We start from the raw sequence: 20,772 nt of genomic DNA, 5'->3' as shown, positions 1-20,772 counted from the left end.
ACAATTTTCAAATCAGATGAGTATTGCTATGAAAAATATCAATCCAACGCAGACTTCAGCCTGGCAGGCATTACAGAAACACTACGAGGAGATGAAGGACGTCACTATTGCGGAGCTGTTCGCAAAAGATAGCGACCGTTTTTCCAAATTTTCCGCGACCTTTGACGATTTGATGCTGGTGGATTTTTCCAAAAACCGCATCACCGCCGACACGCTGGCAAAACTGCAGGATCTGGCGAAAGAAACCGATCTGGCAGGCGCCATCAAATCCATGTTCTCGGGTGAAAAGATCAACCGTACGGAAGATCGTGCCGTGCTGCACGTTGCGCTGCGTAACCGTAGCAATACACCGATTGTGGTGGATGGCAAAGACGTGATGCCGGAAGTGAACGCGGTGCTGGATAAGATGAAAGGCTTCTCAGAAGCCATCATCTCCGGGAGCTGGAAAGGCTACACCGGTAAGCCGATCACCGATGTCGTGAACATTGGTATCGGTGGTTCCGACCTCGGCCCGTTCATGGTGACCGAAGCGCTGCGCCCGTACAAAAATCATCTCAACATGCATTTCGTGTCTAACGTCGATGGGACGCACATCGCTGAAGTGCTGAAAAAAGTGAACCCGGAAACCACGCTGTTCCTGGTCGCGTCCAAAACCTTTACCACTCAGGAAACCATGACCAACGCCCACAGCGCGCGTGACTGGTTCCTGAAAACCGCCGGTGATCAGAAACACGTGGCGAAACACTTTGCCGCGCTGTCTACCAACGCCAAAGCGGTCGGTGAGTTCGGCATTGATACCGCCAACATGTTTGAGTTCTGGGACTGGGTCGGTGGCCGTTATTCGCTGTGGTCAGCGATCGGTTTGTCGATCATCCTGTCTGTAGGCTTCGACAACTTTGTAGAACTGCTCTCCGGCGCGCATGCGATGGACAAGCACTTCTCCACCACGGCACCTGAGAAAAACCTGCCGGTGCTGCTGGCGCTGATCGGTATCTGGTACAACAACTTCTTTGGCGCGGAAACCGAAGCCATTCTCCCGTACGACCAGTACATGCACCGTTTTGCGGCCTACTTCCAGCAGGGCAACATGGAATCCAACGGTAAGTACGTCGACCGTAATGGCAATAAAGTGACGCACCAGACCGGGCCAATCATCTGGGGCGAGCCAGGCACCAACGGTCAGCACGCGTTCTACCAGCTGATTCACCAGGGAACCAAAATGGTGCCGTGCGACTTCATTGCGCCATCCATTACCCACAACCCGCTGTCTGATCACCATCCGAAGCTGCTGTCTAACTTCTTCGCGCAGACCGAAGCGCTGGCGTTCGGTAAATCCCGTGAAGTGGTTGAGCAGGAATATCGCGATCAGGGGAAAGATCCGGCGACGCTGGAGCACGTGGTGCCGTTTAAAGTGTTCGAAGGCAACCGCCCGACCAATTCCATCCTGCTGCGTGAAATCACGCCGTTCAGCCTGGGCGCGCTGATCGCGCTGTATGAGCACAAAATCTTTACTCAGGGCGTTATCCTCAACATCTTCACTTTCGACCAGTGGGGCGTTGAGCTCGGTAAACAACTGGCGAACCGCATTCTGCCGGAGCTGAAAGATGACAAACAAATCAGCAGCCACGACAGCTCTACTAACGGTTTGATTAACCGTTATAAGCAATGGCGTGGGTAATTAATATTTAATAATTAATGCCGGCGAAATGCCGGCATTTTTTTATCGGATAATTCCTGTTGTCCGTTACGTAGCGCAAATTTCCGTTCTGAGTTTAATCTGAAAAGACTATTTAACCAGTTAATCACTGCGTGTTATTTTAGGATTTTACGGAGAATGAAATGTGTAGAATTATATTATAATCGTTTGAATTACTTTGCTTTTGCAAATTGCTGTTTGCCGCTTAATAACCCTTTCATCCATAAATCCGAAAACTGCGCTGCTATTTTCCCCTGCGCTAATTAGCCTGCTTTAGTTGTGTATACTCGATCCCGTCTGAATTTCTTTTCAGGCATATCTCCATTCATTCAATGAAGGGAAGTAGTTATGAAGAAAATCCTGTATGGCATTTTTGCCATATCCGCGCTTGCGGCGACCTCAGCTTATGCAGCACCCGTGGAAGTGGGTGAGGCGGCCGGGTCGGCAGCGACGTCTGTGTCTGCGGGCAGTTCGACCGCAACCAGCGCCAGCACCGTAAGTTCGGCCGTGGGTGTCGCACTGGCGGCGACCGGTGGTGGTGATGGCTCCAATACGGGAACCACCACCACAACGACCACCAGTACCCAGTAACAGCGGGTGCTTTAACCATAACCACACTTCGGTGTGGTTATTTTGCCCCTTCGGAGAAGAGTCGTGAAGCGACCCATTATTATCCTTCTTTGCCTGCTGCTTCAGGCATGTTCAGCCAGTACAAAAGGACTGGGACAATCCCTCTGGGATAGCCTGTTCGGCACACCCGGTGTCCAGCTCACCGACGATGACATCCAGAACATGCCGTATGCCAGTCAGTATATGCAACTCAACGGCGGCCCCCAGCTGTTTGTGGTGCTCGCTTTCTCGGAAAACGGGCAGCAGAAATGGGTGACGCAGGATCAGGCCACCATCGTGACCCGACACGGTCGCATCATTAAAACGCAGCTTGGCGGCGACAACCTGCTGGAGGTGAACAACCTGCAGGCTGACCCGCTGACGAAACCTAATCAGATTATCGATGGTGTGAGCTGGACGCGCACGATGGGCTGGACCGAGCACAAGCAGGTGCGTTACGCCACCGCGCGTTCTGAATTCCGCTGGGAGGGCACCGATACCCTGACGCTGGCGGGCGAAAGTACCCAGGTGCGCGTGCTCGAGGAGACTGTCAGCACCGATCAAACCCACTGGCGCAACCGCTACTGGATCGATGACGAGGGGCAAATTCGCCAGTCTGAGCAGTACCTCGGGGCGAACTATTTCCCGGTGAAAACCACCCTGATTAAGGCGGCAAAATCATGAAAAAACGTTTAATTGCCGCGTTGATCGCCACGTTTATTGCGCCGTTAACGGTTTTCGCTGCCGGCAATGTGGATGTTTTTATCAATGGCGCGGCGCAGCCGAAAAAACTCACTGACGCTGATCATCTGGCCGATCTGGTCGCGCAACCACGGCTGGCGGACAGCTGGTGGCCGGGCGCGGTCATCAGCGAACGCCAGTCAACCGCCACGGCGAAACAGCAGCATCAGGCGTTGCTTGCCCGGCTGGCGGCGCTTGCCGCCGAAGAGGGCGGTGATGACGGCGCGGCGATTAACGCGCTGCGCCAGCAGTTACAGAGCATCAACGTGACCGGACGCCAGCTGGTGAGCCTCGATCCTGACGTTGTACGGGTGAAACCGGGCGCGAACCCGCCGTTGCAGGGCGATTACACCCTCTGGGTGGGTCATCAGCCCTCCACGGTACACCTGTTCGGTTTAATCAGCCGTCCGGGTACGCTGCCGTTCACGCCAGAGCGTGATGTGGCGAGCTATCTCGATGATCAAAGCCTGCTCAGTGGCGCTGACCGTAGCTACGCCTGGGTGATTTACCCCGACGGGCGGACGCAAAAAGCGCCAGTGGCGTACTGGAACAAACGCCACGTTGAACTGATGCCTGGAAGCCTTATTTTTGTCGGCTTTGCCGATTCCCTGTGGACGAAGAAATACGACGAGCTGAACGCCGACATTCTTCACTCACTCACACAGCGGATACCTGAATAATGAAAAAAAGATTTCTCTATAGCTTGCTGGCGTTGGGCGTGAGCGCGGCCTGCCATGCAGAAACGTATCCGGCGCCCGTCGGGCCATCGCAGTCTGACTTTGGCGGCGTGGGGTTGATGCAGACGCCTACCGCGCGCATGGCGCGGGAAGGGGAGATGAGCATCAACTATCGCGATAACGATCAGTATCGCTACTACTCCGGTTCAATACAGCTTTTCCCCTGGCTGGAAACCACCCTGCGTTATACCGATGTGCGTACCCGGCAGTACAGCAGCGTTGACGCCTTCTCGGGCGACCAGACCTACAAAGACAAAGCGTTCGATCTCAAGCTGCGGCTGTGGGAAGAGGGCTACTGGCTGCCGCAGGTGGCGGTGGGCGCACGGGACATCGGCGGGACCGGTCTGTTTGATGCGGAATACATCGTCGCCAGCAAAGCCTGGGGACCGTTTGATTTCTCGCTGGGGCTCGGCTGGGGCTATCTCGGCACCAGCGGCAACGTGAAAAACCCGCTCTGTTCTTATAGCGATAAATTTTGCTACCGCGACAACAGTTACCGCGAAGCGGGCTCGGTGGATGGTAGCCAGATGTTCCACGGCCCGACCGCACTGTTTGGCGGCGTTGAATATCAGACCCCCTGGCAACCGCTGCGCCTGAAGCTGGAATACGAAGGCAATGATTACAGCGATGAATTTGCTGGAAAAATCGAACAGAAGAGCAAGTTTAACGTCGGCGCCATTTACCGTGTGACTGACTGGGCCGACGTTAACCTGAGCTATGAGCGCGGCAACACCTTCATGTTTGGTGTGACGCTGCGTACCAACTTTAACGATCTGCGGCCGTCCTACAACGACAACGCGCGGCCAAAATACCAGCCGGAACCGCAGGACGCGATCCTGCAGCATTCGGTGGTATCGAGCCAGTTGACCCTGCTGAAATACAACGCCGGTCTGGCAGATCCGCAGATTCAGGTGAAAGGCGACACGCTGTACGTCACTGGCGAACAGGTGAAATATCGCGACTCGCGTGAAGGCATTGAGCGTGCCAACCGGATCATCATGAACGATCTGCCGGAAGGGATCCGCACCATCCGCATTACCGAAAACCGCCTCAATCTGCCGCAGGTAACAACGGAAACCGACGTCGCCAGCCTGCGCAACCATCTGGCGGGCGAGCCATTAGGTCACGAAACGCCACTGGCACAGAAACGCATTGAGCCGGTGATACCGGAGAAAACGGAGCAGGGCTGGTATATCGATAAGTCGCGTTTTGATGTGCATATCGACCCGGTGCTGAATCAGTCCATCGGCGGCCCGGAAAGCTTCTACATGTATCAACTGGGCGTGATGGGTACCGCGGACTGGTGGGTAACTGACCACCTGATCACCACCGGCAGCCTGTTCGCCAACCTGGCTAACAACTACGACAAGTTCAACTACACCGAGCCGCCGCGGGACACGCATTTGCCGCGCGTCAGAACCCACGTGCGTGAGTATGTGGAGAACGATATTTACGTCAATAACCTGCAGGCCAACTACCTGCAGTATTTCGGCAACGGTTTCTACGGCCAGGTGTACGGCGGTTATCTGGAGACCATGTTCGGCGGCGCGGGCGCGGAAGTGCTCTATCGTCCGGTCGACAGCAACTGGGCGTTTGGGATCGATGCGAACTACGTGAAACAGCGTGACTGGCGTAGCGCGCAGGACATGATGAAGTTCACCGACTACAGCGCCAAAACCGGTCACCTGACCGCCTACTGGACACCGCCATTTGCGCAGGATGTGCTGATCAAAGCCAGCGTCGGGCAATATCTGGCAGGCGATAAGGGCGGTACGCTGGAAGTGGCGAAACACTTCGACAGCGGCGTGGTGGTGGGCGCTTATGCAACGATCACTAACGTGTCGCCGGAAGAGTACGGGGAAGGGGATTTCACCAAAGGCGTGTACGTGTCTGTGCCGCTGGATATCTTCTCCTCCGGCCCGACCCGCAGCCGTGCCGCCATCGGCTGGACGCCGTTGACGCGTGATGGCGGTCAGAAACTGGGACGCAAATTCCAGCTGTACGACATGACCAGCGATCGCAGCGTGAATTTCCGTTGATGTTGTATTGCCGGGTGGCGCGGTGCTTACCCGGCAATACGCATAAATAAAAAATATAGATCTCCGTCACACTTTTGCGTTATACAGGAGGCTCGCCACTGCAATAAAGGTGCTGTTATGACGTCACTCACTCGCCCTCGTGTTGAGTTCATCTCCACCATCCTGCAGACCGTGTTGAATCTGGGTCTGCTGACGCTAGGGTTGATCCTGGTCGTTTTCCTCGGCAAAGAGACGCTGCATCTGGCAGACGTTCTGTTTGCCCCTGAGCAAACCAGCAAATATGCGCTGGTGGAAGGGTTGGTGGTCTATTTTCTCTACTTTGAATTTATCGCCCTGATTGTGAAGTATTTTCAGTCAGGCTTTCACTTCCCGCTGCGTTACTTTATTTACATCGGGATCACCGCCATTGTGCGGCTGATCATCGTTGATCACAAATCCCCACTGGATGTGCTGATCTACTCGGCGGCGATCCTGTTGTTGGTGATCACGTTATGGCTCTGCAACTCTAAGCGGCTGAAACGTGAATAAAAAAGGGCGGCCCGAAGGCCGCCTGAACAGTCACAATTATTCGCAATGAACAGCATTTGAGGGTTGCAGTGGCATAACAATGAAATTTACCCTTTCACGCCTCCCGACGTCAGACCGCTGACCAGCCAGCGCTGCGCCAGCAGGAACACGAGGGTGATGGGGATCGCGGACAGCACCGCCGCCGCGGCAAAATCGCCCCACAGGTAGTTCTGCGGGTTCAGGTATTGCTGCATACCTACCGCCAGCGTGTAGCTGTTGACATCACGCAGCAGCAGCGAGGCGACCGGTACTTCGGTGATCGCCGCGATAAACGACAGAATAAACACTACCGCCAGAATCGGTACCGACAGCGGTAACAGCACCAGACGGAAGGCCTGCCACGGTGTGGCACCATCCAGCGCCGCCGCCTCTTCCAGCGAACCGTCGATGGTTTCGAAATAGCCTTTAATGGTCCAGACGTGCAACGCAATACCGCCCATATAAGCGAAGATCACCCCGCCATGTGTGTTAAGACCGATAAACGGAATGTACTGACCGAGACGGTCAAACAAGGCATACAGCGCCACCAGTGACAGTACCGCCGGGAACATCTGGAAAATCAGCATCCCTTTCAGCAGGGTAGCTTTGCCGGGGAAACGCATACGGGCGAAGGCGTACGCACAGGTAGTGGAGAGCGCCACGATTCCAATGGCGGTGATCCCGGCGATTTTCACCGAGTTCCACAGCCACAAGAGCACCGGGAACGGCGGCGGCGTGACGCGGCCGTCGGCGTGCTCAACGCTGAACCCGAGCGCCAGTCGCCAGTGCTCCCAGGAGATGTTGTCCGGGATCAGGCTGCCAGTGGCGAAGTTGCCTTCACGCAGGGAGATGGCGACCACCATCAGCAGCGGAAACATAATTGCTGCGATGAAGACGAGCAGCAGCAGGTGCGTGATAAAGAGGCGCAGCTTCTGAGATTTCGGTTGTACCATTGCCATCGTCTGTCCCTCCTTAGTCAAATTTCATTCGTGTGGCTTTCAGGTTCACAATCGCCAGCGCGCCTACCAGCAGGAAGATGATCGTAGCGATCGCCGCCGCGAGTCCAAAGTCCTGCCCGCCGCCACCTTCGAAGGCGATGCGGTAGGTGTAGCTCACCAGCAGGTCGGTATAACCTGCCGGGGTGGTGGTGCCGAGACGATCCGGCCCGCCGTTGGTCAACAACTGGATCAGCACGAAGTTGTTAAAGTTAAACGCGAAGCTGGCGATCATCAGCGGGGTCAGCGGCTTGATCAGCAGCGGCAGGGTGATCCGGAAGAAATTCTGGAACGGACCCGCGCCATCCATCGCCGACGCTTCGTAGAGATCGTCCGGGATCGCCTTCAGCAGCCCCATGCAGAGGATCATCATGTACGGATAGCCCAGCCAGGTGTTGACGATGATGATCATCGTGCGCGCGGTGATCGGATCGCTGAACCACGCCGGTCGGATGCCAAACAGCGTGCTCAGCATCATGTTGATTTCACCAAAGCTCTGGTTGAACAACCCTTTGAAAATCAAAATAGAAATAAACGACGGCACTGCATAGGGCAGGATCAGCAGCACGCGGTAAACCGCTTTGCCTTTCAGCGATTCCCATTGCACCACACAAGCCAGCACCATGCCGACAGCTACGGTCAGCAGCACGGTCAGCATGGAGAACACCACCGTCCAGACGAAAATCGCCAGGAACGGCTTCTGAATGCCCTCGTCGGTAAAGACGCGGGTAAAGTTATCCCAGCCAATGGTCACGGTATAGCCGGGGCTGAGTTTTTCGTCGCCCCAGTTGCCATCCGCATTAATCGCCTGATAAAACCCGGCACTGTTGTTTGGGCGATATTTTGTGCCGTTTTGATTGTTGGTCAGGACGCCATCGTCGCTAAGTGTATACAGCGGGCGTGTGCCGGAGAACTGACGCAGCGAGCTCATCACCACTTTGCTCTCGTCGGGCAGGATGGCGGTCAGTTGGTTCAGCGCCTGGCGATTCTGGGTGATGACGCGCAGATTCGCCCGCTCGCCTGCCGGCAGGGCATCGGTTTCTTTTACGGTAAGCTTTTGTTCGCCGCCCAACGTAAAGGTGTCAGAGAGATAATTTTTCCCGCTTTCCCCGTCGGTCAGCGCCAGTTTCCACGCATCCCCCGACGGATATAAACCAAAGTTGAAGGTTTTCCCGGCCTGGTACACGCGGTCCATCAGCACCTGTTGCGCACGCTCAAACGTCAGCTGGTTGGTACTGCTGTAGTTGGTGAACGCGATGGCGATGGTGCAAATCAGCGGAAACAGAACAAACAAGCCCATCCCGGCGACGCCTGGGTACACATAGCGCCAGGCATAAGCTTTGCGATTCGCAAAAATATAAAGGCCAACAGAGCTTAAGATCAGCGTCATGATGGCGAACAGGTACTCTCCCTGGGCGTACATTAAAACGACAAGGTAACCGACCAGCAGGCCCAGCACGCCAATCACTAACCACTTCAGGGCGTCGCTTTGCCACCAGTGCTTCTTTTTAATGACATCCATGGGGATCTTCCTCTACAACGGTGAACATGTTCCTGAACGACAGCAGGCGGGTAGCGCAGCGCCACCCGCCGTTTTCTGACTTACTTCGTAATACGTCCCTGTGCGTCTTTCAGCGCGGCGTCTACGGTCTGGCGACCGCTGGCTGCGTTGATCACCGCCGTGCGGGTGGCATACCAGAAGGCAGCCATCTGCGGGATGTTCGGCATGATTTCGCCTTTCTGGGCGTTATCCATGGTTGCCGCAATGCGTGGGTCTTTCGCTAACTGATCCTGATACGATTTCAGCGCCACGGCGCCCAGCGGTTTGTCCTTGTTCACCGCTTCCAGACCCTGATCGGTCAGCAGGTAGTTTTCGAGGAACTCTTTCGCCAGCTCTTTGTTCGGGCTTGCCGCGTTAATTCCCGCGCTCAGTACACCAACGAACGGTTTGGATGGTTTGCCTTTGAAGGAAGGCAGCAGGGTGACACCATAGTTGATCTTACTCTTATCGATGTTTGACCAGGCCCACGGACCGTTGATGGTCATCGCGGTTTCACCTTTGTTGAACGCCGCTTCTGCGATGGAGTAATCGGTATCGGCGTTCATGTGTTTGTTCTTAATGAGGTCAACCAGGAACGTCAGACCCGCCTTCGCACCTGCGCTGTCGACGCCGACATCTTTCACGTCATATTTGCCGTTGGCATATTTAAAGGCGTAACCGCCATCAGCGGCGATTAACGGCCAGGTGAAGTACGGCTCCTGCAGGTTGAACATCAGCGCGGATTTACCTTTCGCTTTCAGTTCTTTATCCAGCGCCGGGATCTCTTCCCAGCTTTTCGGCGGGTTCGGCACGAGGTCTTTGTTATAAATGAGCGACAGGGCTTCGACGGCGATCGGGTAGGCGATCAGCTTGCCGTTGTAGCGAACGGCATCCCAGGTGAAGGGATAAAGTTTGTCCTGGAAAGCTTTATCCGGCGAGACTTCCGCCAGCAGACCCGATTGCGCATAGCCGCCAAAACGGTCGTGCGCCCAGAAAATAATGTCCGGGCCATCGCCCGTGGCCGCAACCTGCGGGAATTTCTCTTCCAGCTTGTCCGGGTGCTCAACGGTCACTTTAATGCCCGTATCTTTTTCGAATTTCTGACCAACCTCGGCAAGGCCGTTGTAGCCTTTATCGCCGTTAATCCAGATAACCAGCTTTCCTTCTTCAATTTTGGCGAGGGCAGAGGCGGAGAACATCATCGTGGTCAATGCGGACAGCGCGAGGATGCGAGCGCCAGTTTTGATTTTCATATATCCCGTCCTTTTTGGTGTGTGCTCGTGGATACACTTCGGTGGCTTAACGACGATGAGTTTCCTTATTTAGCAACCCCTTTCCATCCTCCCTTTGTCTACGCCCCAACCCTGGTTTGTGTGATCTCTGTTACATAAAAGTGAGTTATGGGTGCCAGCGCACATAAAAATGCCCCCATTTTTGTAATGACCATCACAAAAATCCTCTGCGCCTGCCGTCTCAGGTGGCAGAGCCTGCTCTCTCATCCTCCCGTCTCCTCCCCCATAAAAAACTCCGGGGGTGGAGGATTCACGCCCTAAATCAATAGCGCATAGTCAGCCCAACTTGAATGTGTCTGTTGGTGACAGGTTGTAACGAAGGGAGAAGGGCATGGCGAGCGTACAGCTGCGAAATGTAACGAAAGCCTGGGGCGATGTGGTGGTGTCAAAAAACATCAATCTCGACATTCACGAAGGGGAATTCGTGGTGTTCGTAGGCCCATCAGGCTGTGGTAAATCGACGCTGCTGAGAATGATCGCGGGACTCGAAACGATTACCAGCGGGGATCTGTTTATTGGCGATACCCGCATGAATGAGGTTCCCCCTGCCGAGCGCGGTGTGGGGATGGTTTTCCAGTCCTATGCGCTGTATCCCCATCTTTCCGTCGCGGAAAACATGTCATTTGGTCTCAAGCTGGCGGGTGCCAAAAGAGAACTGATTCAACAGCGGGTGACGCAGGTGGCTGAAGTGCTGCAACTGGCGCATCTGCTGGATCGTAAGCCGAAAGCGCTTTCTGGCGGTCAGCGTCAGCGTGTGGCGATTGGCCGGACGCTGGTGGCGGAGCCGAACGTGTTCCTGCTCGATGAACCGCTGTCGAACCTCGATGCGGCGCTGCGCGTTCAGATGCGTATCGAGATTTCCCGTCTGCACAAGCGGCTGGGGCGCACGATGATTTATGTCACCCACGATCAGGTCGAAGCGATGACGCTGGCCGACACCATCGTGGTGCTGGATGCAGGGCGGGTCGCGCAGGTGGGCAAGCCGCTGGAGTTGTATCACTACCCGGCAGATCGTTTCGTCGCGGGTTTTATCGGCTCGCCGAAGATGAACTTCCTGCCGGTAAAAGTCACGGCCACCGCCATTGAGCAGGTGCAGGTGGAACTGCCAAACCGTCAGCAAATCTGGCTGCCGGTAGACAGCGCGAACGTACAGCCAGGCGCCAACATGTCGTTGGGTATTCGCCCGGAACACCTGTTACCCAGCGATATCGCGGACGTCACGCTAGAAGGCGACGTGCAGGTCGTCGAACAACTTGGTCATGAAACACAGATTCATATCCAGATCCCCGCCATCCGACAGAACCTGGTGTACCGCCAGTCTGACGTGGTGTTGGTAGAAGAGGGAGCCACATTCGCCATTGGTTTGCCGCCAGAGCGTTGTCATCTGTTCCGTGAGGATGGCACAGCTTGTCGTCGGCTGCATAAAGAGCCTGGCGTTTAAATCCCATAAAAATCAAGAGAAAAGCAATGATCTCAGGAGATAGAATGATGATTACTCTGCGCAAACTTCCACTGGCAGTTGCCGTCGCAGCAGGCGTTATGTCTGTTCAGGCAATGGCCGTCGATTTCCACGGGTACGCCCGTTCTGGCATTGGCTGGACCGGCAGCGGCGGCGAACAGCAATGTTTCCAGGCCACCGGTGCTCAAAGTAAGTATCGTCTCGGTAACGAATGTGAAACCTACGCCGAGCTGAAACTGGGACAGGAAGTCTGGAAAGAAGGCGATAAGAGCTTCTACTTCGATACTAACGTAGCCTACTCCGTTGCTCAGCAGAACGACTGGGAAGCCACCGATCCGGCGTTCCGTGAAGCTAACGTTCAGGGTAAAAACCTGATCGACTGGCTGCCAGGCTCCACTATCTGGGCTGGTAAGCGCTTCTACCAGCGTCATGACGTTCACATGATCGACTTCTACTACTGGGATATCTCTGGCCCGGGCGCAGGTCTGGAAAACGTTGACGTTGGCTTCGGTAAACTCTCCCTGGCCGCCACCCGTTCTTCTGAAGCGGGCGGTTCCTCCTCTTTCGCCAGCAACAGCATTTACGACTACACCACCCGTACCGCGAACGACGTCTTCGACGTGCGTTTAGCGCAGATGGAAATCAACCCGGGCGGCACGCTGGAACTCGGCGTGGACTATGGTCGTGCGAATCCGCGTGATGAATACCGTCTGGTTGATGGTGCGTCCAAAGATGGCTGGATGTTCACCGCTGAGCACACTCAGAGCATGCTGAAAGGTTATAACAAGTTCGTTGTTCAGTACGCGACCGACTCTATGACTTCACAGGGTAAAGGCTTGTCTCAGGGTTCTGGCGTAGGTTTAGATGGTAACTCAGGCTACACCTACGACATTAACAACAACGGCAGTCTGCTGCGTATCCTCGACCACGGTGCCATCTCACTGGGCGACCGTTGGGACCTGATGTATGTCGGTATGTATCAGGACATCGACTGGGATAACAACAACGGTACTAAATGGTGGACCGTTGGTATTCGTCCGATGTTCAAATGGACGCCAATCATGAGCACCTTGCTGGAAATTGGTTACGACAACGTGAAATCGCAGAGCGCTGACGAAACGAACAACCAGTACAAAATTACCCTGGCGCAACAGTGGCAGGCGGGCGACAGCATCTGGTCTCGTCCGGCTATTCGTCTGTTTGCTACCTACGCCAAGTGGGATGAAAAATGGGGCTACGATTACAACGGTAACCCGTCTAACAATGCGAACTACGGTAAAGCATTTAAAGATGGCTTTAACGGTGGTTCCTTTGGCCGCGGCGACAACGACGAGTGGTCCTTCGGCGCCCAGATGGAAATCTGGTGGTAATAGTAAGTTAACCCGATGTAATGACCTGAAGAGGGGCGCAAGCCCCTCTCTCCTTAGGTTCAGCGCGCCATTGCCTGGCTACCGACTGGACCCTGTTTGAGGGAATAACGATGAAAATGAAAAAAAGTCTCGTCGCACTGAGTCTCTGTGCAGGTTTACTGGCAAGCGCTCCGATGATGACGCTCGCCGATGTGAATATTGTGCCGCAGAATACCTCTGCTGCACCGGCTATTCCGACCGACGCGCTTCAGCAACTGACCTGGACCCCGGTCGATCAAGCCAAAATCCAGGCGACCCAGCTCTCTACGGGCGGTCAGCAACTTAATGTTCCGGGCATTACTGGTCCGGTCGCCGCCTACAGCGTACCGGCCAATATCGGCGAGCTGTATCTGACGCTCAGCAGCGAAGTGGATAAGAGAACGCAGGTTTTTGCGCCGAATGTGCTGATCCTTGATCAGAACATGACGCCTTCCGCCTTTTTCCCGAGCAGCTATTTCACCTATCAGGAACCGGGCGTGATGAGCGCCGATCGCCTGGAAGGCGAAATGCGCCTGACACCCGCGCTGGGTCAGCAAAAAATTTACGTGCTGGTCTTCACTACGCCGCAGGATCTCCAGCAAACCACCACACTGCTTGATCCGGCAAAAGCCTATGCGAAAGGTACCGGCAACGCAGTGCCTGACATCCCCGATCCGATTGCCCGCCACGTGACTGACGGTACAGTGAAGCTGAAGGTGAAAACCTCTTCCGGCTCCAGCGTGCTGGTCGGCCCGCTGTTCGGCGCCTCGAAACCTGGCCCGGTCACCGTCGGTAACACGGCAGCACCGGTATATGCCGCACCGGTTGCCGCAGCACCTGCCGCGCCTGCGAAAAAGAGCGCGCCAGTGCTTGATGACACGGAAACCTATTTCAACAATGCCATTAAGCAAGCTGTCGCGAAAGGCGACGTTGATAAAGCCCTGAAACTCCTGGACGAAGCTGAGCGCCTCGGCTCGACATCTGCTCGTTCCACCTTTATCAGCAGTGTAAAAGGCAAGGGGTAAGCGTCTCCCCGCAATGCTGATGTTTAGGCGAAGCCTTTCGGTGCGTCCACCCCGGGCGCACCTTTTTTATTATTAAGGTTCGTTACGTACCTGTTACGCTAATGATCGTATATTGACGTGTATCCGCCCCGAAATCGCTTTTCTGCGTTACAATGCCTTAAAGTTATGTATTGGAGACGTCAGGCATGACACATCCGGCACTCACGCAACTGCGTGAGCTACGCTATTACGACGCAATTCCCTCTCTGGATCCGCAACTGCTGGACTGGCTGCTGCTGGAAGATTCCATGACCAAACGTTTTGAGCAGCAGGGCAAAACCATCACTGTGACGATGATCCGCGAAGGCTTTGTAACGCGCGACGCCATCGACGAAGAGCAGGCACTGTTACCTGACGAACCGCGCTACTGGCTGCGGGAAATTCTGCTGTGTGCTGATGGCGAACCGTGGCTGGCGGGGCGTACCGTGGTGCCTGAATCCACGCTGACCGGCCCGGAATTAGCGTTGCAACAGCTCGGGAACGTGCCGCTGGGTCGTTACCTGTTTACGTCATCCTCGCTGACCCGTGATTTTATTGAAATCGGTCGCTATGCAGAGCTGTGGGGGCGTCGTTCCCGCCTTCGCCTGAGCGGTAAACCGCTGTTACTGACAGAGCTGTTTTTGCCTGCATCGCCGCTGTATTAAGAGGTACAAAAAAATGGAGTGGAGTCTTACGCAGGATAAGCTTTTGGCATTTCATCGCCTGATGCGTACCGACAAACCGATTGGCGCGTTGCTGTTGCTGTGGCCGACGCTGTGGGCGTTGTGGCTGGCGGCTCCCGGTCTGCCGCCGCTGTGGATCCTTGCCGTTTTTGTCGCGGGTGTCTGGTTGATGCGCGCGGCAGGTTGTGTGGTCAACGATTATGCCGATCGTAAATTCGACGGTCATGTTAAGCGAACAGCGCACCGCCCGTTACCCAGCGGTGATGTCACCGAGAAAGAGGCGCGTACGCTGTTTGTCGTGCTGGTGATGCTTTCATTTTTACTGGTGTTGACGCTCAACACCATGACCATTCTGCTCTCCGTGGCGGCGCTGGCGCTGGCCTGGGTTTATCCCTTCATGAAGCGTTACACCCATCTGCCGCAGGTGGTGCTGGGCGCCGCGTTTGGCTGGTCCATTCCGATGGCGTTTGCGGCGGTCAGTGAATCACTACCGCTGAGCTGCTGGCTGATGTTCCTCGCCAATATTCTGTGGGCGGTGGCTTACGATACGCAGTACGCGATGGTCGATCGCGATGACGATCTGAAAATCGGTATTAAATCGACAGCGATCCTGTTCGGGCAATACGACAAACTGATCATCGGTATTTTGCAGGTCGCCGTGCTGGCACTGATGGTCGCCATCGGCATGATGAACCACCTGGGCTGGGCGTTTTACTGGTCGGTCGCGGTGGCTGGCGCGCTGTTTGTCTATCAACAGAAGCTGATTAAAGATCGCGAGCGCGATGCCTGTTTCAAAGCGTTTATGAATAACAATTACGTCGGACTGGTGCTATTTCTCGGACTGGCGATGAGCTTTATGGCATAAAAAAGCCCTCTCCATGGAGAGGGCTCTTCGGTGAAGGGCGTTTTATGCGTCCTGACTGACGCTTTCAATCGTCAGGCGAACATCTGATGTAATCAAATCCGCCAGAAGCTGGTACACCTTCATCGTCTCTTCCGGCTCGGCGTCACCCGTATCGCTGATATAGCCTTCATCGCGCAGTGTTAACACCAGTGTACTGAACACTGCCTTGTCGAAGAATTCCGGCGCGTTAATGCCGTGCAGCACCGACAGACGCTGCGCCATGGTGCGGCTCTCTTTTTCCAGCGAGCTGCGGTTGATTGACGGGTTCGTGCTGAGCAGCCAGAAGGTGATGGCATAGCGTTGCAGCGTTTCACGCGCGCCCGCCGCCAGCAACTGTAGCGTCCGGGAATGCGACGGATTGATAGCAATGTCGTCGTCGTGCCGGGTAATCAGCGCCTGACGCTGCATTTCCGCTATCAACGCATCAATGACACCGACCATCTCCTCGTTTTCCCAGCGCAGGAACAGCTCTGCTTTCAACAGCGGGTAGAGGATTTCGACGTGATGCAGAATATCGTCGCGGGAAATGTGGCGATGCTGCGTCACGATGGCCGCCAGCAGAGACGGCAGCATCAGCATGTGGGCGATGTTATTGCGGTAGTACGTCATCAGCACCGCCTGCTCGCGCGGCAGAATGATGATATCGCCGATGGTGTCTTGCTCGACTTCGAACTTGTTCATCTGCAACGCGTGATCGATCAGCGCACTGGCTGATACGGACGGCACGGTTGAATCCGGGGAATAGGGCACGTTACGCATCAGCTCAAGGTAGCAATCCAGCTGTTGCGTTAACTGCTCGCGGGTCAGAGAACGCTGGCGAGAAGCCAGCAGCGCCGTGCAACACAGGTTCATGGCGTTGGCGGCCCCGGCGTTGTTGATGCGCACCATCAGATCAGCGGCAATGTCGTTGACCGTCGGCGTCAGCCAGGCCGGACGCACCGCTTCGATAGGATCGATAGCCTCGCGCCAGTTCGGCACATGGTGATTCAGGTACGTCATCAGCGGCAGCGGCTCACCAAAGTTCACATAGCCCTGGCCGAGATTACGCAGCTTACTTAAGCCGCGCATCATCTGCGGCAGGCTCTCTTTCTCTTTGGTGGCGCCGCGCAGTTCTTTGGCGTAGGTGCCCACTTCCATCACGTGCTCGTAACCAATGTAGATAGGCACCAGGGTGATCGGACGGGTGCCGCCGCGCAGCATCGCCTGAATGGTCATCGACAGCGTACCGGTTTTCGGATCCAACAACCGGCCGGTGCGCGAACGCCCGCCTTCCACAAAGTATTCAACGGAATAGCCACGGCTGAACAGCTCGCCCAGATATTCGCGGAACACGGTGGAATAGAGTTTGTTGCCCTTGAAGGTACGGCGGATGAAGAACGCGCCGAGGCGACGGAAAATCGGCCCGGCAGGCCAGAAGTTAAGGTTGATCCCCGCAGCAATGTGCGGCGGTACCAGCCCCTGGTGATAGAGCACGTAAGACAGCAGCAGGTAATCCATGTGGCTGCGGTGGCAGGGCACATAGACGATTTCGTGACCATCGTGCGCCAGTTGACGTACGCGCTCCGCGTTATGAACGTTAATCCCCTGGTATAACCGGTTCCAGGTAAAACCGAGGATGCGGTCAGTCAGGCGGATCATCTCATAGGAGAAGTTGGCGGCAATTTCTTCCATCAGGGCGATGGCGTTCTGCTGCGCCTTCTCGTGAGAGATTTTTTTGCTGCGCGCTTCGTCTTCCACCGCACGGGCGATCGCTTTCGAGGACAGCAGCTTATTGAACAGATCCTGACGCGCCGGCAGACGCGGGCCGACGGCTGCCAGACGCTGACGGGCAAAGTGCATGCGCGCCACACGCGCCAGTTTCTGGGCGATGGTTTTATCCGTGCCGTGCTCCGTCGCCATCCGGCGTAAGGAGACGGAAGGGGAGAAGCGCACGAAGCTGTCGCGGCCAAGCCAGGTGACGGCGAAAAATTTCTGAATGCCGTTCAGCATGCGTAGCGGCGGGTTCTCTTCGCCTTTATCACGCCCCGGAGAACGACCAAACATCACCGAAACCGGGACCATCTGCACGTCGAGATCTGGGTTGCTGCGATGCAGATCCAGATAGTTATGGAACAGTTTGATGGACTCTTCTTTCGGCGCGTAATAGGTGAAAACGCGTGGGCCGCCATGGATAAACACGTAACGCGGCAGCACCGTGCCGTCGATTTCAAGCGGCTCCAGCGGATCAGGTAAATCATGCGCCAGACATTGAGCGCGCAAGGTCAGCAAGTCTGCCTTAGAGTTATAAGGCAAAACGTACATAATAGGGCGTGATGTATCGAGCCCTAACTCCTGAGCAGGTTCTGCCGGAATCGACTTGCTTTTTACCAGTACGCTTAATGGTAAATTCAGTAATTTGTAGTAAATTCGTGGCCAGCCGGACATAAACGATGTAAAGCCTCTGGTTAATAATGCAAATGCGCGGCAAGAATAACAGAAAGCGTACAGAATATCTGTGGTAAGCCGTCATACTTCGTGCCGCGATGGTGTAGGCCGAAGCGTGAATTATTCCGGTTAATACCTGTACTTGTCATTGACGCACATAACAAAAGGTTCTTTTTGATGGCTAATAATACCACCGGGTTAACCCGAATCATCAACGCGGCTGGATATTCCTGGAAAGGGATACGCGCTGCATGGGTCAACGAAGCCGCGTTTCGTCAGGAGGGCGTTGCCGCCATCGTTGCGATTATTATTGCCTGCGTGCTGGATGTCGATGCCATTACGCGGGTGTTACTGATTAGCTCCGTTCTTCTGGTGATGATAGTGGAAATCATCAATAGCGCGATAGAGGCAGTGGTGGATCGCATCGGGACGGAACGCCATGAACTCTCTGGCCGGGCGAAGGATATGGGCTCGGCGGCGGTGCTGCTGGCGATTATTATCGCGCTCATCACCTGGGTCACGCTGTTGTGGTCACATTTTCGATAATGCTTCCAGAATTGAAGAAGACTCTGGTTTTTGTGCTTTTTGTGGTTTCAAAATGGGCGTTAACTGTATATACTCACAGCATAACTGTATATACACCCAGGGGGCGGAATGAAAGCGTTAACGACCAGGCAGCAAGAGGTGTTTGATCTCATTCGGGATCACATCGGCCAGACGGGCATGCCACCGACGCGTGCGGAAATCGCTCAGCGCTTGGGGTTTCGTTCCCCGAATGCCGCTGAAGAACATCTGAAAGCGCTGGCGCGTAAAGGCGTCATTGAGATTGTCTCTGGCGCCTCTCGCGGCATCCGCCTGCTGGTTGAAGAGGAAGAAGGGCTGCCGCTGATTGGCCGCGTTGCCGCGGGCGAGCCGCTGCTGGCGCAGGAGCACATCGAAGGCCATTATCAGGTTGATCCGTCCATGTTCAAACCGAGCGCGGATTTTCTGCTGCGCGTCAGTGGAATGTCCATGAAAGACATCGGTATTATTGATGGCGACCTGCTGGCCGTCCATAAAACGCAGGATGTCCGCAACGGTCAGGTGGTTGTTGCGCGCATCGATGACGAAGTTACCGTTAAGCGCCTGAAAAAACAGGGCAACACGGTTGAGCTGTTGCCAGAAAACACCGAGTTTTCCCCTATCGTGGTGGATCTGCGCAATCAGAGCTTTACCATTGAAGGGCTGGCCGTTGGCGTGATTCGCAACGGCGATTGGCTGTAACCACCCTTTTCCTACTGCGGCGCAACCGGCGCCGCAGTGTGCGTATCGTTTTACCTCAGGCATTTCCCCATGCAACTTTTCAACGCAGCCGATAAGGCACTGTGGCGTCTGGCGTTGCCGATGATTTTCTCCAACATCACCGTGCCTTTGCTGGGGCTGGTGGATACTGCGGTGATGGGGCATCTCGACAGCCCGGTTTACCTCGGCGGCGTGGCGGTAGGCGCGACGGCAACCAGTTTCCTGTTCATGCTGCTGCTGTTTCTGCGGATGAGTACCACGGGGCTCACCGCGCAGGCGTTTGGCGCGAAAGATCCGCTGGCGCTGGCGAGATCGCTGGTACAACCGCTGCTGATGGCGCTGGGTGCCGGTGCGTTAATCGTTCTGTTGCGCGGGCCGATCATTGAACTCGCCTTGCATATCGTCGGCGGCAGCGATGTCGTGCTTGCGCAGGCACGGCGGTTCCTGATGATCCGCTGGCTGAGTGCGCCCGCGTCGCTGGCGAATCTGGTGTTACTGGGGTGGCTGCTGGGTGTTCAATATGCCCGCGCCCCGGTGATCCTGCTGGTGGTCGGCAATATCCTGAATATCGTCCTTGATCTCTGGCTGGTGATGGGTCTGCACATGAACGTGCAGGGCGCAGCGCTGGCAACGGTGATTGCAGAATATGCCACGTTTATTATCGGTCTGCTGATGGCGCGTCGGGTTCTGGCGCTGCGTGGTGTCTCGCTGGCGTTACTGAAACAGGCATGGCGCGGCAATTTTCGACGATTGCTGGCGCTCAATCGAGACATCATGCTGCGCTCCCTGCTGCTGCAACTGTGTTTCGGTACCATCACTGTGTTCGGTGCGCGTCTGGGGGGCGATATTGTGGCGGTCAATGCGGTACTGATGACCATGCTGACCTTCACCGCCTATGCGCTGGATGGCTTCGCCTATGCCGTGGAAGCCCATTCCGGGCAGGCGTATGGCGCGAAAGATGGCAGCCAGTTACTACATGTCTGGCGCGCGGCGTGTCGTCAGTCCGGGCTGGTGGCGCTGGCATTTGCGCTGGTTTACCTGGCAGCGGGCGAGCAGATCGTTGCCATGCTCACGTCTTTACCCTCCCTGCAACAACTGGCCGATCGTTATGTCATCTGGCAGGTTATTTTGCCGGTGATCGGCGTCTGGTGTTATCTGCTGGACGGCATGTTTATTGGCGCCACTCGCGGCGCTGAAATGCGTAACAGCATGGCTGTGGCGGCGGCAGGGTTTGCCTTAACGCTATTGACGGTGCCGGTGCTGGGAAATCATGGCTTATGGCTGTCGCTGGCCGTGTTCCTGGCGCTGCGCGGATTGTCACTGGCGTGGATCTGGCGACGCCACTGGCAGAACAACACATGGTTTGCCTGACGGTTAAAAATTCTGAATATCGAA

The 20,772-nt window shown here is 55.5% G+C and carries 18 protein-coding genes; 14 read left to right on the top strand and 4 right to left on the bottom strand.

The window, feature by feature from the left end:
- Positions 1 to 28: 28 nt before the first annotated feature.
- The 6 genes from pgi to psiE all read left to right on the top strand — a co-directional run bounded on the left by pgi (position 29) and on the right by psiE (position 6,350).
- Complete coding sequence (gene pgi / locus QMG90_RS20565; protein WP_283281537.1) at positions 29 to 1,678, top strand: glucose-6-phosphate isomerase; 1,650 nt, start codon at positions 29 to 31, stop codon at positions 1,676 to 1,678.
- Positions 1,679 to 2,044: 366 nt separating this feature from the next.
- Complete coding sequence (yjbE, locus tag QMG90_RS20560; protein ID WP_038158418.1) at positions 2,045 to 2,287, top strand: exopolysaccharide production protein YjbE; 243 nt, start codon at positions 2,045 to 2,047, stop codon at positions 2,285 to 2,287.
- A gap of 63 nt (positions 2,288 to 2,350) precedes the next feature.
- On the top strand, positions 2,351 to 2,989 hold the full coding sequence (locus QMG90_RS20555) for a YjbF family lipoprotein (RefSeq protein ID WP_283281535.1): 639 nt from the start codon (positions 2,351 to 2,353) through the stop codon (positions 2,987 to 2,989).
- Positions 2,986 to 3,726 carry a capsule biosynthesis GfcC family protein gene (locus QMG90_RS20550; RefSeq protein WP_283281534.1) on the top strand — a complete coding sequence of 247 codons (741 nt, stop codon included), beginning with the start codon at positions 2,986 to 2,988 and terminating at the stop codon, positions 3,724 to 3,726. The genes QMG90_RS20555 and QMG90_RS20550 overlap by 4 nt, the downstream gene beginning before the upstream one ends.
- Positions 3,726 to 5,822: a YjbH domain-containing protein gene (locus QMG90_RS20545; RefSeq protein ID WP_283281532.1), complete on the top strand. Its 2,097-nt coding sequence runs from the start codon at positions 3,726 to 3,728 to the stop codon at positions 5,820 to 5,822. The genes QMG90_RS20550 and QMG90_RS20545 overlap by 1 nt, the downstream gene beginning before the upstream one ends.
- Before the next feature lie 117 nt (positions 5,823 to 5,939).
- On the top strand, positions 5,940 to 6,350 hold the full coding sequence (gene psiE / locus QMG90_RS20540) for a phosphate-starvation-inducible protein PsiE (RefSeq protein WP_038158408.1): 411 nt from the start codon (positions 5,940 to 5,942) through the stop codon (positions 6,348 to 6,350).
- An 86-nt stretch (positions 6,351 to 6,436) separates the two neighbouring features.
- On the opposite strand, the gene malG is transcribed toward psiE, so the two are convergent.
- From malG to malE, 3 genes are all read right to left on the bottom strand, one after another.
- Positions 6,437 to 7,327 (bottom strand): maltose ABC transporter permease MalG, encoded by an 891-nt coding sequence (gene malG, locus QMG90_RS20535; protein ID WP_049855763.1) that lies wholly within the window; start codon positions 7,325 to 7,327, stop codon positions 6,437 to 6,439.
- Between the two features lie 13 nt (positions 7,328 to 7,340).
- A complete protein-coding gene (malF, locus tag QMG90_RS20530) occupies positions 7,341 to 8,885 on the bottom strand; it encodes a maltose ABC transporter permease MalF (protein WP_283281528.1) in 1,545 nt (514 codons plus the stop codon).
- A gap of 80 nt (positions 8,886 to 8,965) precedes the next feature.
- The gene (malE, locus tag QMG90_RS20525) at positions 8,966 to 10,156 is read right to left on the bottom strand and encodes a maltose/maltodextrin ABC transporter substrate-binding protein MalE (RefSeq protein WP_283281526.1); all 1,191 of its coding nucleotides are present in this window, start codon (positions 10,154 to 10,156) and stop codon (positions 8,966 to 8,968) included.
- A 370-nt stretch (positions 10,157 to 10,526) separates the two neighbouring features.
- Between malE and malK the strand changes: the two genes are divergently transcribed.
- From malK to ubiA, 5 genes are all read left to right on the top strand, one after another.
- Positions 10,527 to 11,636 (top strand): maltose/maltodextrin ABC transporter ATP-binding protein MalK, encoded by a 1,110-nt coding sequence (gene malK / locus QMG90_RS20520; RefSeq protein ID WP_283281525.1) that lies wholly within the window; start codon positions 10,527 to 10,529, stop codon positions 11,634 to 11,636.
- A 44-nt stretch (positions 11,637 to 11,680) separates the two neighbouring features.
- A complete protein-coding gene (locus QMG90_RS20515; RefSeq protein WP_283281524.1) occupies positions 11,681 to 13,024 on the top strand; it encodes a maltoporin in 1,344 nt (447 codons plus the stop codon).
- Positions 13,025 to 13,134: 110 nt separating this feature from the next.
- Positions 13,135 to 14,067, top strand: a complete 933-nt coding sequence (malM, locus tag QMG90_RS20510) for a maltose operon protein MalM (RefSeq protein ID WP_283281523.1) — start codon at positions 13,135 to 13,137, stop codon at positions 14,065 to 14,067.
- Between the two features lie 185 nt (positions 14,068 to 14,252).
- Positions 14,253 to 14,750 (top strand): chorismate lyase, encoded by a 498-nt coding sequence (ubiC, locus tag QMG90_RS20505; protein ID WP_283281522.1) that lies wholly within the window; start codon positions 14,253 to 14,255, stop codon positions 14,748 to 14,750.
- A 13-nt stretch (positions 14,751 to 14,763) separates the two neighbouring features.
- On the top strand, positions 14,764 to 15,633 hold the full coding sequence (ubiA, locus tag QMG90_RS20500) for a 4-hydroxybenzoate octaprenyltransferase (protein WP_283281521.1): 870 nt from the start codon (positions 14,764 to 14,766) through the stop codon (positions 15,631 to 15,633).
- Between the two features lie 42 nt (positions 15,634 to 15,675).
- On the opposite strand, the gene plsB is transcribed toward ubiA, so the two are convergent.
- On the bottom strand, positions 15,676 to 18,096 hold the full coding sequence (gene plsB / locus QMG90_RS20495; RefSeq protein ID WP_283281520.1) for a glycerol-3-phosphate 1-O-acyltransferase PlsB: 2,421 nt from the start codon (positions 18,094 to 18,096) through the stop codon (positions 15,676 to 15,678).
- Positions 18,097 to 18,273: 177 nt separating this feature from the next.
- Here plsB and QMG90_RS20490 point away from each other — a divergent pair, with 177 nt between their 5' ends.
- The 3 genes from QMG90_RS20490 to dinF all read left to right on the top strand — a co-directional run bounded on the left by QMG90_RS20490 (position 18,274) and on the right by dinF (position 20,748).
- Positions 18,274 to 18,642, top strand: a complete 369-nt coding sequence (locus QMG90_RS20490; RefSeq protein WP_038158390.1) for a diacylglycerol kinase — start codon at positions 18,274 to 18,276, stop codon at positions 18,640 to 18,642.
- Between the two features lie 108 nt (positions 18,643 to 18,750).
- Entirely contained in the window at positions 18,751 to 19,359 is a 609-nt protein-coding gene (gene lexA, locus QMG90_RS20485; RefSeq protein WP_038158388.1) for a transcriptional repressor LexA, read from the top strand.
- Between the two features lie 69 nt (positions 19,360 to 19,428).
- Positions 19,429 to 20,748 carry an MATE family efflux transporter DinF gene (dinF, locus tag QMG90_RS20480; protein WP_283281519.1) on the top strand — a complete coding sequence of 440 codons (1,320 nt, stop codon included), beginning with the start codon at positions 19,429 to 19,431 and terminating at the stop codon, positions 20,746 to 20,748.
- Positions 20,749 to 20,772: the final 24 nt, after the last annotated feature.

It is taken from the genome of Trabulsiella odontotermitis (genome assembly GCF_030053895.1).
Lineage (GTDB): Bacteria > Pseudomonadota > Gammaproteobacteria > Enterobacterales > Enterobacteriaceae > Trabulsiella > Trabulsiella odontotermitis_C.
The sequence above is the reverse complement of the archived record's forward strand: the minus strand, read 5'-3'. Positions and strand labels throughout refer to the sequence as shown.

Coding starts and splice junctions, on each gene's coding strand:
- QMG90_RS20490 (WP_038158390.1), top strand. CDS start 18,274: ATGGCTAATAATACCACCGGGTTAACCCGAATCATCAACGCGGCTGGA.
- malM (WP_283281523.1), top strand. CDS start 13,135: ATGAAAATGAAAAAAAGTCTCGTCGCACTGAGTCTCTGTGCAGGTTTA.
- pgi (WP_283281537.1), top strand. CDS start 29: ATGAAAAATATCAATCCAACGCAGACTTCAGCCTGGCAGGCATTACAG.
- QMG90_RS20515 (WP_283281524.1), top strand. CDS start 11,681: ATGATGATTACTCTGCGCAAACTTCCACTGGCAGTTGCCGTCGCAGCA.
- dinF (WP_283281519.1), top strand. CDS start 19,429: ATGCAACTTTTCAACGCAGCCGATAAGGCACTGTGGCGTCTGGCGTTG.
- malG (WP_049855763.1), bottom strand. CDS start 7,327: ATGGCAATGGTACAACCGAAATCTCAGAAGCTGCGCCTCTTTATCACG.
- ubiA (WP_283281521.1), top strand. CDS start 14,764: ATGGAGTGGAGTCTTACGCAGGATAAGCTTTTGGCATTTCATCGCCTG.
- QMG90_RS20550 (WP_283281534.1), top strand. CDS start 2,986: ATGAAAAAACGTTTAATTGCCGCGTTGATCGCCACGTTTATTGCGCCG.
- ubiC (WP_283281522.1), top strand. CDS start 14,253: ATGACACATCCGGCACTCACGCAACTGCGTGAGCTACGCTATTACGAC.
- malK (WP_283281525.1), top strand. CDS start 10,527: ATGGCGAGCGTACAGCTGCGAAATGTAACGAAAGCCTGGGGCGATGTG.
- plsB (WP_283281520.1), bottom strand. CDS start 18,096: ATGTCCGGCTGGCCACGAATTTACTACAAATTACTGAATTTACCATTA.
- yjbE (WP_038158418.1), top strand. CDS start 2,045: ATGAAGAAAATCCTGTATGGCATTTTTGCCATATCCGCGCTTGCGGCG.
- malE (WP_283281526.1), bottom strand. CDS start 10,156: ATGAAAATCAAAACTGGCGCTCGCATCCTCGCGCTGTCCGCATTGACC.
- psiE (WP_038158408.1), top strand. CDS start 5,940: ATGACGTCACTCACTCGCCCTCGTGTTGAGTTCATCTCCACCATCCTG.
- lexA (WP_038158388.1), top strand. CDS start 18,751: ATGAAAGCGTTAACGACCAGGCAGCAAGAGGTGTTTGATCTCATTCGG.
- malF (WP_283281528.1), bottom strand. CDS start 8,885: ATGGATGTCATTAAAAAGAAGCACTGGTGGCAAAGCGACGCCCTGAAG.
- QMG90_RS20545 (WP_283281532.1), top strand. CDS start 3,726: ATGAAAAAAAGATTTCTCTATAGCTTGCTGGCGTTGGGCGTGAGCGCG.